This is a genomic window from Achromobacter sp., assembly GCF_032102605.1.
In the GTDB taxonomy this organism is placed as follows: domain Bacteria; phylum Pseudomonadota; class Gammaproteobacteria; order Burkholderiales; family Burkholderiaceae_B; genus Achromobacter.
On the sequence record NZ_DAMDGT010000001.1, the window covers coordinates 933684 to 945829 of the forward strand.

Consider the following 12146-nt stretch of genomic DNA (forward strand, 5'->3'; position numbering starts at 1 on the left):
TGCCGCAGGCCGGGATTCGCATCCCGGCCTGCGGCAGGCCTGTATTGCTCTTAAAGCAGGTGTTGCTTACTCGGAAGCTTCCGGTGCTGCGTCTGCCGGCGCTGCGGGGGCGGGCGCGTCGGTGGAAGCGGGGGCTTCAGCAGCGGCGGTCTGCGCCTTTTTCTCGGCGCGGGCGCGCGCGGCGTTACGCGATGCGTTGCGCGACGCCATGCGCTTGGCGTGGCGCGCTTCGTTGGTGGTCACTGCGCCGGCGGGTTCGCCGTTCAAGTCCACGCGCGGCGCGTCTTCCACCATGCTGGCCCAGTAGCGGCGGCCGTCGCACCATGTCTTGACGGCTTCCTTGATCTGCGCCTCGTCCAACTGCAGCTGCTGCGCATGCTGCACCAGGTCGGCCAGCACGCCCAGCTTGAGCGGCAGCTTGGGCGCGGGATTCTTGGGGAAGGCCTTGGGGAAATGGCGCTGCAGGCGCGAGATGGCCACGACGACCGGATCCACGGGCGCTTCGCGCTTTTCGGCGCGCGGAGCGCGCTGCGGCTTGTCGCCCGACTGCGCGCGCTGCGGTTTGCCACCAGCTTGCGCGCGCTGTCCCTTGTCGCCGTTCTGCGGACGCGGGCCCTTTGCGGCGCCTTGCGGGCGGCGCGGCTTCTCGGCGCCTTCTGGGCGCGATTCTTTCTTGGAGCCCGCCTTTTCAGGATTCTGCTTGATCAGCAATTCCCGGATCGCGGCTAATTGTTCTAGTCCCATGTGCTACACAAAAAAAAGGTTGAAGCCGCGAGCGTGTCCGCTACGCCGCCATTTGTCGACCGTTCAGCGCCATCCGCTTCCCGCGTTTTCCGCCGGCTTGCCGTCCCGGAAAACCGCTACGTGGAAACGACCACCAGCAACGCCAGCGACAGCAGGATGCCGAACGCGGCCAGGGCAAACGGCAGTAGTAGAACATACACGCCGCGTTCCTGTCCGTGGCCATGGGCCAGCCCGGCTGCAATCGACATCCGCACCGGCGAGAAAATGCCCATCGCCGTGCCCGATACATGCAGCAGCGCGGCCGCTGCGGGGACGTTCAGGCCTGCCTGAAGCGCTAATGATAGCTGGGATGGCATGAACAGGCTGTTTGGCGCATTGCCGCTGTTGGCCAGGATACCGAAGGCGCCGGCCAGCAGCGGCGTGATAAGGATAGTCCAGTCGCGCAGGCTGGAAAACAGTCCATCGGCGTAGGCCTGTGAGATGCCGGCTCCTGCAAGCGCCTCGGCCATCATGGCGAACAGAAAGACGGACAGGACGGCATGGCGCCCGGTCTTCCAGGCCGCGCGGGCCTGCGCGGCCAGGGTCCCGGGACGCCGCTGCCACGCGGTCATGGCGAGGGCACCCGCGATCAGCCAGGTGCCCGCATGCAGGAAGGGCGTCCATGCGGGCAGGTCGGCATAGGGGCGCCACTGCGCCAGGCTGGCAAGGCCGCGATTCAGGCCGGGCACGAGCCGCGTCGTGACCAGCAAGGCAATCAGGATGATGTAGGGAAAGGCTCGGCGCGCCGCCGCCAGCGCCTGTGCGCGATCCGGCCTGCGGTCCGCCAGGAAGCGCAGCACGATGAGCGGGCCATAGGCTGCCAGCAAGGCGGTTTCTGGCCCCAGCACCGCCGTGGCGGCGCTCAGCAGCGCCAGGCTTGCGGCCATCCAGACGGCTTCGCGGCCGCGCTCCGTTGCGGGCGCGCGCAGGCCGGCGCGGTCGGCCGTCCGCCAGAACAGCGCCAGCCAGATGATCATCAGCAGGGCAACCGGGACCATGCTGTACAGCGCCAGTTGCGGCGCCGGCACGCGCGCATACGCCGAGGCGAGCAGCGTGCCGCTGCCCATCGCGCCCCAGGGGATCAGCGTCTGGCTCAGCAGCGCGAACACCATGGTCTCGCGGGGCTTCAAGTCCAGCGGCCGGATCAGCAGCACGGTGCCCAGCATGCCCACGCCGAAGCCCGTGGCCGACTCGGCGAACGGACCCACCAGGAAGCAGGCGAAGAACAGCAGCCTGCGGCGCTCCAGCAGATCGAGGCTCGTCGCCGAGCTTTCGCGCGCCCCGTGGTCAGGCCCGGCGCGCCGCTGTGCCGCCATTTGCCAGAACAGCAGCCCGCCCAGGATGTAGGGCGTGATGATCCAGCCGATCCACGCGCCGCGTTTGAGCGCAACGGCAAGCTGGGCAAGCGTGAATGAGGTGGGAGCCGCGAAAAGCGCGATGGGAATGGCCGCGAGCAGTCCCAGCACCGCCGCGGTCGTCGTGTTCACACGGCCGCTGGCGATCGCGCCGATCACGGTCAGCGCGGGTAGGGACCACAAGAGGTACATCATGGATCGGAAATCCTGCTTCGCTGGGTTGGGTTCGCGGCGCAAAGCGTAGCAGGGTATCCGGATGGCCGGTAGGCGCGGCGGGGGATGGGAACGTACTGGCCCGGGCTGGTCTCACGTCAGTGCAAGGACGAGAAAACGCCGGCTGGCGCTCATCGCGCGAGCCGGCGTCGGGAAGGCAGGGACAAGCACCACGCCCCCCGGGGGCGCGGCGCCGTGGCGTTACTGGTTTGCGCCGTGGATGTTGCCGGCAATACCGCCCGCGGCGGCGCCGATGGCGGCGCCGGTCCAGGCGCTGCCGCCGGCGATGGCGGCAATGCCGGCGCCGGCTGCGGCGCCCATTATGCCGCCCGTCACGGTGCCTTGCTGTTCCTTGGTCATGTTCGTGCAGGCGGCCAGCGATACCATCGCGATGGCCACTCCTATCGTCCGGATAGTCTTCATGGCGGCTCCTAGGGGGTACGTTTCGTCTTGGACGTCGCGGGCATGACGACCTCAAACCAGATGGTCTCTACAACGGGACGATCCAACTGGCTCGGATTGGCCGCATACCAGCGGTCCACGGTCTCGCGCACGGAGTCCAGCGTCTGGCCTTGGAGGCCTCGGGCAAATTTCGGCACGATCGTCTGGGAATCCGGAAGCGCCTTCCGCTGCTGATAGGCCTGTTCGACCTGCAGGACATTCGCCATGCCCAGCAGATAGGCCTTTTTCAAGTTGGCGTCCGATTCCGTCCAGTGTTTGCCCGTGATGATGGGGGCAGGTTCGGGAGGGGCGGCCACGCCGGGAGGGGCGAACAGGATTGAAAGGGCTACGGCCGCTGGGCCAAGCAGGTGTTTTACTTGCATCGCATCGCTCCTTTGGGGGAACAAAAGATAGAAAACAACCTTCGCGCGCGAATCGGGCGGACAGATCGTGATGGCCGATCGAAAAGCGGTACCGATCAATTTATGCCTGAACGCCCGGCCTTGCAAGGCCGTAATTCCTTACGGTTCACCCGTTCAGCCCAGGGTCAGTAGGCGTCTGATACGCCGGACGGCGTGGCCCGCGCATCCGACGACAGGAAGCTGGCCGCCAGTTGGCGCGCGGTGTTCGCATACAGCAGCACGTCCACGCCGACCGCGACGAACGTGCATCCCAGCATCAGGTAGCGCCGCGCCAGTTCAGGGTTTGACGTGAGCGTGCCGGCCGCCTTGCCGTGCGCGATGATGACCTGCATGGCGTGTTCGATGGCGGCCTGCACCTCGGGATGGCCGGGCCGGCCGCGATAACCCATGGAAGCCGCCAGGTCCGCCGGGCCAATGAAGACGCCATCCACGCCCGGCACGTCGCAGATCGCATCCAGGTTCGCCAGCGCCTCGACCGTTTCCGCCTGCACGAGCAGGCACACTTCGTCGTCGGCCACGTCCAGGTAGTCTTCGCGGGCGCTCCAGCGCGACGCGCGGCCCACGGCGCTGCCCACGCCCCGGACGCCTTGCGGCGGATAGCGTGTGGCCGCGACCACGGCGCGCGCCTGGCTCGCCGTGTCCACCATCGGAACCAGCAGGTTCCTGGCGCCGATGTCCAGCATCTGCTTGATGAGCGGCGTTTCACCCGCGACCACGCGCACGACGGGCTGCGAGCGATAAGGCGCCACGGACTGCAGCGCGGCCAGCGTGCCGCGAAGGTCGTTCGGAGCATGTTCTCCGTCGATCAGCAGCCAGTCGAAGCCGGCCGTGGCGGAGACCTCGGCCAGATAGGGATCGGCCATGGACAGCCACAGGCCCACTTGCGCTTGTCCCGCGGCCAATGCGGATTTGAAGGAGTTTTGTGCCGGCATGCGTGAATGCTCCCGATGGCTGAATCAGCTGACGATGCCCAGATGCCAGGGCACGAACTCGTGGTTGCCCAAACCCAGGGCTTCGCTTTTGGTTGGCGCGCCCGAGGCCGCGCGCAGGATGTGCTCGAAAATGCGTTGTCCCATCTGTCCGATGTCCACCTCGCCGTCCAGCACCGCTCCGCAATTGATGTCCATGTCTTCCTCCAACCGGGCGTACATGGCGCTGTTGCTCGCAAGCTTGAGGGTTGGCGCCGGCTTCGAGCCGAACATGGAGCCGCGGCCCGTGGTGAAGCAGATCAGGTTGGCGCCGCTGGCGATTTGTCCCGTGACCGCCACCGGGTCATAGCCTGGCGAATCCATGAAGACCAGGCCGGCGCGGTCGATGGGCTCGGCGTATTCATATACGGCCTGCAGCGGCGTCGTGCCGCCTTTCATGGCCGAACCCAGCGACTTCTCGAAGATGTTGGCCAGCCCGCCTTGCTGGTTGCCGTGGCCCACGACGCCATTGAACTGCGCGTTGTGCCCGGCCGTGTACTTTTCCCACCAGGCCAGCCGGTCCAGCAGCTTCTGGCCAACCTCGGGCGTGACGGCGCGGCGGGTCAGCATGTATTCCACGCCGTGGATTTCGGGCGTCTCGGACAGGATGGCCGTGCCGCCGTGCCGCACCAGGATGTCCATGGCGGCGCCCAGCGCGGGATTGGCGGTAATCGCGGAAAAGCCGTCGGACCCGCCGCACTCCAGCCCGATCTTCAGGTGGCTGGCGGACACGGTGCTGCGCCTGGCGGCATCGGCCTGCGGCAGCATGTCCTCGATGGCCCGGATGCCCGCTGCGATGGTCGCGCGCGTGCCGCCGGTATCCTGCATGACCAGCGTGCGCACCCGCTCGTCCCCCTCCAGCGCCTGCGACTCGACCAGCGAAGCCACCTGGTTGCGCTCGCAGCCCAGGCCCACGATCAGGACGCCCGCCAGGTTCGGATGCCGGGCATAGCCCGCCAGCGTGCGCCGCAGGACGTCGAAGTGCTCGCTGGGCGACGACATGCCGCAGCCGCTCGTCTGCGCGAACGCCACGACGCCATCCACGTGGGGAAACGCGGCCAGGCGATCCGGCGTGAAGTGCTGCGCAATGTGATGGATGACCGTCGCGGAACAGTTCACCGACGCCAGGATGCCGATGAAATTTCGCGTGCCGACGCGTCCGTCGGCACGCAAAAAACCCTGGAAGGTGGCGCGCTCGGCCTCGTCCAGCAAGGCCACGGGCCTGGCGTCGCGGCAGAACGCCGGATCTCGCTCGAAGTCGGTCAGCGCCAGATTGTGCGTGTGCACGTGGTCGCCGGCCTCGATGTCGCGCGCCGCCACCCCGATGATGGCGTCGTACTTGCGCACCGGCGCGCCCGCCGGAATGCGGTTGGCGGCGATCTTGTGGCCGCCCGGCACCTGCGCGCGAACGCGCAGGCCCAGGGCGGGCAGGGACATGCCCAGTTCCAGGGCATGCCGGGCGATCAGCACATTGTCGTTGGCGTGCAGCCGGATCAAAGGGGAGGGATTCACCGTGCAATCAACCCTTTTGCAGCATTTCTTTCAGCTTCAGGCGCGCGATCAACGCGGTCTCCTGCTGGTAGACCGACGCGACGTAGGCTTTGTAGTCCGGGCCGTCCAGGTACATTACCGGCGCATCGATGCGATCGGCGACCTGCTTGAACGCGTCGCTCTTGACCGCGGTGCGGAAGGCGTCGCGCAGCTTGCGCTCGATCGCCGGATCCAGGCCCTTGGGCGCGCCGATGCCATTGGGCGCTTCGACGACCACGGCGTAGCCCAGTTCCTTCAAGGTGGGCGCATCCTTGAAGCGCGTCGCGCGGGCTTCGCCCCATGTCGCCAGGAGGCGCAGCTTGCCCGATTCGACATGCGGCGCCCAGGAACTGGAGTCGGCCAGCAGGTCGATCTGCCCGCCCAGCACGTCCTGCAGCGCCGCCGCGCCGCCCTTGTAGGCAATCGCGTTGAAGCGTACGCCCGCCGCCATCGCGAATTCCTCCATGCCCACGTGCGTGGCGCCGCCCACGCCGGCGTGGCCATAGCTCACCCGCCCGGGATTGGCCTTGGCATGGGCCACGACGTCGTTCAGCGTCTTGAAGGGCGAACTGGCCAGCACCGCGATGCCGAAGGTCTGACCGGACGTGCGGGCAAGGTAGGTCAGCTCTTCGCGGGGATCGAGCTGCAGCAGCCCAAGCTGCGAGAAGCGCGTGACCGAAATCGGAATCTGCCCGATTGTGTAGCCGTCAGGCTGGGCTTGCGACAGGGACTTGGTGCCGATCATGCCCGAGGCGCCCGCGCGGTTTTCCACCACGATGGATTGCCCCAGCACGCCGGACGCGACCTGGCACAGCGCGCGCATCGACTGGTCGGCCGTGCCGCCAACCGGCCATGGACAGATGAAGGTGATGGGGCGCTGCGGGTAGTCGGCGGCGCGCGCGGCGAAGGGGGCCAGCAAGCTGGCCGCTCCGATGCCGGCAGCGCCTTGCAACAGCCTGCGCCTGCGCAGGTCAGGGGGTGGGATGTGCCTCATGGATTGTCTCCGGTGTCGTTATTTTTTAAGGTTCGCCAATAAGGCTGCCGGGCGACCTGGACCTATTCTCGTGAGCTTATATATAACTATCCAATAGAATTGGCGCATCGATTGATAACGTCTTTGATATGAAAAGGACCGGTCATGGCGCACCTGGACCGCGTGTTTCGTTCGAATCTCAAGCTCAGGCACCTGCAACTCGTGGTCGCGCTGGACGAATTCCGGCATCTTGGCCGGACGGCCGAGTTCATGGCGGTCAGCCAGCCCGCGGTGTCGCGCATGCTGTCCGAAGTCGAGGCCATGCTGGGCTTCGCGCTGTTTGAGCGGTCGGTGCGGGGCACGGAACCCACGCCCGCGGGCGTAGCGGTGGTGCGATTCGCGCGCGGCGTGCTGGCGCAGTACGAACGCACGCGCGACGAGATCGACGCCGCGGCGAGCGGCGCGGCGGGCAAGACACGCGTCGGGTCGATGGCCGTCGCGATGCCGGTGCTGATGGCGCGGGCGGTAGAGGCGCTGAAGGCGCGGTCCGCGCGCGCCGCGGTGCAGATCGAAGAAGGCGACCTGACGCACCTGCTGCCGAAGCTGCGACTGGGCGAGCTGGACCTCTTCGTGGGCCGGCTTGAACCGGGTTATGCGGCGCCCGACCTGCAGACCGAGACGCTGTATGAAGAGCCGATGGTGGTGGTGGCGGGGCCGCGCAGCGCGGTGGCGGCCATGGCGGCGCCGGCCTGGGCGGATCTGGCCGCCGTGCCCTGCGTCATGCCGCCGCCCTGGGCGTCGCTACGCGTCAAGCTGGAACAGCAGTTTCATCGGCACGGCGTGCAGCCGTCGGCCGACCTGATGGAGACGTCGTCTTATCTGGCCACGCTGACCTTCGTGGGCAGTCGGGGCGGCGTGGGATTCCTGGCCCGCTCTGCGGCCAGGAGTTTTGAAGGGCAGGGCCTGTGCAAGATTCTTGATGTGCCGCTGCCGCTGCACCTTCCACCCGTCGGAATCATCACGCAGCGCGGCGCCGCGCTGCCGGCCAGCAGCCTGCAATTGATCGACTGCCTGAGGGAAGCCGCCGCGGCCGGCGCGGCGGAGACGGCGGGATAGCGCGCAAATTTCGCGGCCGGTGATTGCGTTACCCGCCGCGGCCCGTCATTTCTGCGCGGTAGCCGGGGCGGTGGGCGCCAGCGCTTGCAGCAGCAGTTGCGCGTTGCCCTGGAGCTCGGCTATCGGGTCGGCTCCGTCGGTGGCCAGCACCACGGCGCGGGCGCCGCCGGCCTCGATGGCCTGCCGCAATTCGGGCGTGGGTTCGCGATGCAGCAGCGCCGCGGCCGCGCCGTTGTCCTTCAGCTTGCCGGTCAGGGCAGCCAGCGCTTCGGGTGTCCATTCCTTGTCATCGCGCGCGTCAGTCTCGATGAGGTCCAGGTTGAACTCGGCGATCAGGTAAGGCAGGCGTTCGGACAGGCTGATCACCGCCACGTTCTCGGCCTGCGCCAGCCCGGCCTGACCCTTGGCGTTCAGTTCGACCAGGGTGCGCTTGATGTGCCCCAGGTTCTCGCCGATGCGCTTGTCGTCCGCCGGAGACAGGCGTCCGAGGTCAGCGGCGACGATATCGGCCATGCGCCCCAGGTTGACGATGCTCAGCCAGGGGTAGGCGCCAAACTGGCCGCCGGGCCGCGTGTCGTTCTGCAGGGCGATGCCGTTGAGCGCCCCGTCCAGCGGACGCGCGGCGTCGATTTCAACGATGCGGATGTTCGTGCGGCGCGCGGTCTGATACAGCGGATCGTCGGGCCAGATCGAGCGCAGGCCTACTGCGGCGTCGGCGGACGCCGCTGCCTTTTGCAGCGCGGCGCCACCGCGACCGTTGAAATACGAGGTCAGGCGCGTGGGCGGCATGTTGGCGGGGGCGGCCCGTTCAACGCGGATGCCCGTGCCTTCGGCCAGCTTGCTCGTCAACGCGTAGACCACCGGATGCGCGGCCAGCACGGTCGCCGAGGCCGGCGTGGCGGGCGTGGCTGGCGCGGCTTCGGTTTGCGCCGCGCGGGCGGCACGGCCGCTGCGGGGGGCGTCCTGCGCCTGCGCGACGGCGGCGGTTCCTAATGCCGACGCCAGGGCCACGGCCAGCGCGGCGTGGCGCAACGTTGTGCAATGCGACTTCAGATTCATGCTGCATTTCCTTTCAGGCCCGGCGCAAGGCTGCGCGCCAAGGCGGCGATCCCAAACAAAATCCCCGCGACCAGAATGATGGCCGCGCCGGACGGCACCGGCAGCTCAAGCTCGATCGGCAACATGATGCCGGCCAGCGTGCTGACCATGGCCAGCAGCACCGACAGCGCGAAGAAGCTCTTGAGCGACTGCGCCAGCATGCGCGCCGCGGCCGCTGGAATCACCAGCAGCGCGCCCACCAGGATGGCGCCGATCACCTTGACGGAGGCCACGGTGACCAGGGTTACCAGGATCACGAACAGATAATCCATCGCCTTCACGGGCACGCCGCGCACCGCGGCCAATTGCGGGTTGAAGCTGGCCAGCATCAGCCGGTTGTAGTTCGGCAGCGCCAGGGCCAGGGCCAGCACCGCCACGCAGGTCAGCACCGACAGGTCATTGCTGTTGACGGTCAGCACCGACCCGAACAGCACGTTCTCAAGGATGTGGATGTTGATGCGCCCGGACAGGACGAGCAACAGGCTTGCGCCCAGCGCCAGCGACACCGACAGGAATACGCCGATCAGCGTGTCGGGCGTAAGCCGCGTGCGGTTGCTGAGGAAATTCAGCAGGATGCCGAAGATCAGGCAATAGCTGAACAGGCTGCCGTAGGGACCGGTGTAGGGTTCGCCCAGCAGGATGCCGATCGCCACGCCCGTCAGCGCGGCATGGCCGACGGCTTCGGAAAAGAAGGCGAAGCGCTTGACCACCACAAGAGTGCCCAGGCCGCCCAGCACCGGCCCGATGATCAGGCCGGCAAGCAGGGCGTTGACGACAAAGCCGTAGGCCAGCGAACCGGGCAAGATCCCGGATTCCGCCGCGCCTTGCACCAGTTGCCGAAGGCTATCGAAAAAGGCGTTCATGCTGCGCGCTCCTGCGGCACGCTGCCCACGCGCGGCCGGGTCGAAAACAAGGCAAGCAGCCGGTCCGGCGTCAGCACCTGCGCGGGCGGGCCGTCGCAGAGCAACTGGCGGTTCAGGCCCGTGACGCGATCGGCCAGCCGGCCGACGGCTTCCAGGTCATGCTCGATCCACAGCACGGTCACGCGCTGCGCGCGCCAGCTTTCCAGCAGTTCCTCGAACACGCGCACGCCGGCTTCATCGAGCGCGGACATGGGCTCGTCCAGGACGACCAGCGCCGGGCTGGGCACCAGGCCCTGGGCCAGCAGCACGCGCTGCCGTTCGCCCCCGGACAGGGCGCCCATGCGGCGATTTCGCTTGTCCTGCATGCCCACGCGTTCCAGCGCCGCGTTGATTTCGCCCGATCGCGCGCGCGACAGACCCAGGAACGCGGGTTTGCGCTGGCACATCGCGGCCATGAAATCATTGACGGTCATGGGAAGGCCGCGATCGAACTCCAGCGCCTGCGGGATGTAGCCAATGACGCCGGGGCGGTCGCCGGGCCAGGACACGCTGAGCTTGCCGCGATGCGGCATCTGGCCCAGCAGCGTCTTGACCAGCGAACTCTTGCCTCCGCCATTGGGGCCAACCAGCGCATGCACGCTGCCGGCCGCCACGGTGAAGCCGACGTCGCTCAGGATGTCGGTGCGGCCCAGCGTCAGCGAGACGTTCTCGAACGCAAGCGCAGGCCCGAGCGCGGTGTTCGGGTGGGCGGCGAAGGGGGCGGTCACGCGCCAGCCTCTTCGATGGCGCGCACCACCGTCGCCAGGTTGCGCTTCATTTCGTTTTCATATTGCTCGGCGCTGTACTCGCCGTAGGAGATATGCGACAGCGCGTAAAGCTTCACCCCGGTCTCGCGCTGGATGGTTTCGACATAGGCGGACGGGAAATTCAGTTCCGAGAAGATCACCTTCACGTCCGCCGCGCGCAACTGCTCGATGGTGCCCTTGAGCTGCGCGGGGCTGGGTTCAATGCCGTGAGCGGGTTCCACAACGGCCGTCACTTCCAGGCCAAACTCGCGCAGCAGGTAGTCGTAGGCGCCGTGGATCGTGGCCACGCGCAGGTCCGCGTTGGGCGCCGAAACCAGCTGGCCCAGCGCGTCGGCGCGCAGCTTGCGCAGCCGCTGGCCGTAGGCGCGGGCATTCGCCGTGTACGCCTGTGCGTTGGCGGGATCGATGCGGCCCAGCTCACGCGAGATGGTGTTGATCTGCGCGATGGACGCGGTGATGGACAGGAACGTGTGCGGATTCACGACCTTGCCCGAATCGCCGCCGCCGCGTGCCGCCATGCCCACTGCTGCAAGCAGCGGCACCTGCGCGTTTGCCTCGATCACGGGGATCTTGGGCTTTTCACTGGCGGCGATCATCCGGTCCGCGAAGTCGTCGTGCCCGATGCCGTTGAGCACCACCACGTCCAGCGTCCCGATGCGTTTGATGTCTTCCGCCCGCGGTTCATAGGCGTGCGGATTGAAGCCCACGGGAATCAGCGGCACGACCTCGGCCTTGTCGCCGACGATGTTCGCGACATAGCTGTAGTAGGGGTGCAGCGTCACGCCGATGCGCAGGCGCTTGGCGTCTTCCGCATGGGCGGGCGACAGCGCGGCAAAGGCCAGCAGCGCCAGGGCGGCCAGCGGTCGGGCGCAGCGGCGCAGGATCAAGGTGAAAGACGAAAATGCAGACATAAATCCGTAGGCTCGTGTCGAAGGACGATGGGGAAGGAGGGCGGTCAGGGCTTGCTCTGGCGGGTCACACCGGCATCGAACTGGGCGACGACCTGCCGCCAGCCCGCCGCCGCCAGCGCGGCGTCGTCGGCCGGATCGGGAACGCGCGCCCCCGCATCACGGGCGAGCCAGACATCCGCTTGGGCGTCGGCTTCCTTGCCGTGGTCATGGCCGTGGCCATTCTTGGCGCCGTCTTCGGCGCGCAGCAGGAAGGAGCCCGCCAGGGCGGAATCGGCGGTCTGGCCGACGTACAGGGCGTGGCCTGCCTGCCGTTGCAGGCGCCAGGCATGGCCGCCACGCGCCGCGGTGCTGTTGTCCGCCACGAACGGGGGCAGGCCCTGCGCGGACAGGTCGGCCACGGAAGGCAACGGTTCGCCCGCCTGCAGGGCAAAACCGATCTCTTCGTAGGCGACGCGCAGGTCCGCGTAGATGCCCTGTTCGGCAGGGGTGAGGTCGCGCCGCGCGTCTATCTGGCTGGCGGCCAGCGCCGCCTTTTCGGGCGGGGCCTCGCGCAGGCCGATGTAGCCGGCCGCGGCGGCGACGATTACCAGGCATGCGCCCAGCACGGCAAGCGTTTCGTGCCCGGCGCCGGCCGGGCGGATGACTTGAGTATGCATGCTGCTTGTCG

General features: G+C 67.7%; 13 protein-coding genes. 1 reads left to right on the forward strand and 12 read right to left on the reverse strand.

Translation table 11 applies throughout. The features are described 5' to 3' along the window. Nucleotides 1–66: 66 nt before the first annotated feature. The 7 genes from RT614_RS04395 to RT614_RS04425 all read right to left on the reverse strand — a co-directional run bounded on the left by RT614_RS04395 (nt 67) and on the right by RT614_RS04425 (nt 6706). The gene (locus tag RT614_RS04395) at nt 67–744 is read right to left on the reverse strand and encodes a ProQ/FinO family protein (RefSeq protein ID WP_313620545.1); all 678 of its coding nucleotides are present in this window, start codon (nt 742–744) and stop codon (nt 67–69) included. A 116-nt stretch (nt 745–860) separates the two neighbouring features. After that, the gene (locus RT614_RS04400; protein ID WP_313620546.1) at nt 861–2333 is read right to left on the reverse strand and encodes a hypothetical protein; all 1473 of its coding nucleotides are present in this window, start codon (nt 2331–2333) and stop codon (nt 861–863) included. Between the two features lie 219 nt (nt 2334–2552). Continuing rightward, on the reverse strand, nt 2553–2774 hold the full coding sequence (locus RT614_RS04405; RefSeq protein WP_313620547.1) for a hypothetical protein: 222 nt from the start codon (nt 2772–2774) through the stop codon (nt 2553–2555). Between the two features lie 8 nt (nt 2775–2782). Next, nucleotides 2783–3274 carry a hypothetical protein gene (locus RT614_RS04410; RefSeq protein ID WP_313620548.1) on the reverse strand — a complete coding sequence of 164 codons (492 nt, stop codon included), beginning with the start codon at nt 3272–3274 and terminating at the stop codon, nt 2783–2785. A gap of 65 nt (nt 3275–3339) precedes the next feature. Then, entirely contained in the window at nt 3340–4146 is an 807-nt protein-coding gene (gene hpaI / locus RT614_RS04415; RefSeq protein WP_313620549.1) for a 4-hydroxy-2-oxoheptanedioate aldolase, read from the reverse strand. Nucleotides 4147–4170: 24 nt separating this feature from the next. Continuing rightward, nucleotides 4171–5694: an altronate dehydratase family protein gene (locus tag RT614_RS04420; protein ID WP_313620550.1), complete on the reverse strand. Its 1524-nt coding sequence runs from the start codon at nt 5692–5694 to the stop codon at nt 4171–4173. Nucleotides 5695–5701: 7 nt separating this feature from the next. Beyond that, a complete protein-coding gene (locus RT614_RS04425; RefSeq protein ID WP_313620551.1) occupies nt 5702–6706 on the reverse strand; it encodes a tripartite tricarboxylate transporter substrate binding protein in 1005 nt (334 codons plus the stop codon). A gap of 144 nt (nt 6707–6850) precedes the next feature. Here RT614_RS04425 and RT614_RS04430 point away from each other — a divergent pair, with 144 nt between their 5' ends. Next, nucleotides 6851–7801 (forward strand): LysR substrate-binding domain-containing protein, encoded by a 951-nt coding sequence (locus tag RT614_RS04430; protein ID WP_313620552.1) that lies wholly within the window; start codon nt 6851–6853, stop codon nt 7799–7801. A 45-nt stretch (nt 7802–7846) separates the two neighbouring features. On the opposite strand, the gene RT614_RS04435 is transcribed toward RT614_RS04430, so the two are convergent. From RT614_RS04435 to RT614_RS04455, 5 genes are read right to left on the reverse strand one after another with little or no spacing between them, the layout of a single operon-like run. Beyond that, nucleotides 7847–8860, reverse strand: a complete 1014-nt coding sequence (locus RT614_RS04435; protein WP_313620554.1) for a metal ABC transporter solute-binding protein, Zn/Mn family — start codon at nt 8858–8860, stop codon at nt 7847–7849. Then, a complete protein-coding gene (locus RT614_RS04440; RefSeq protein WP_313620556.1) occupies nt 8857–9762 on the reverse strand; it encodes a metal ABC transporter permease in 906 nt (301 codons plus the stop codon). The genes RT614_RS04435 and RT614_RS04440 overlap by 4 nt, the downstream gene beginning before the upstream one ends. Beyond that, entirely contained in the window at nt 9759–10529 is a 771-nt protein-coding gene (locus RT614_RS04445; RefSeq protein WP_313620558.1) for a metal ABC transporter ATP-binding protein, read from the reverse strand. The genes RT614_RS04440 and RT614_RS04445 overlap by 4 nt, the downstream gene beginning before the upstream one ends. Next, the gene (locus RT614_RS04450; RefSeq protein WP_313620559.1) at nt 10526–11479 is read right to left on the reverse strand and encodes a metal ABC transporter solute-binding protein, Zn/Mn family; all 954 of its coding nucleotides are present in this window, start codon (nt 11477–11479) and stop codon (nt 10526–10528) included. The genes RT614_RS04445 and RT614_RS04450 overlap by 4 nt, the downstream gene beginning before the upstream one ends. Nucleotides 11480–11523: 44 nt before the next feature. After that, nucleotides 11524–12135, reverse strand: coding sequence for a DUF6162 family protein (locus RT614_RS04455; RefSeq protein ID WP_313620561.1), 612 nt, complete (start codon nt 12133–12135; stop codon nt 11524–11526). Nucleotides 12136–12146 lie beyond the last annotated feature (11 nt).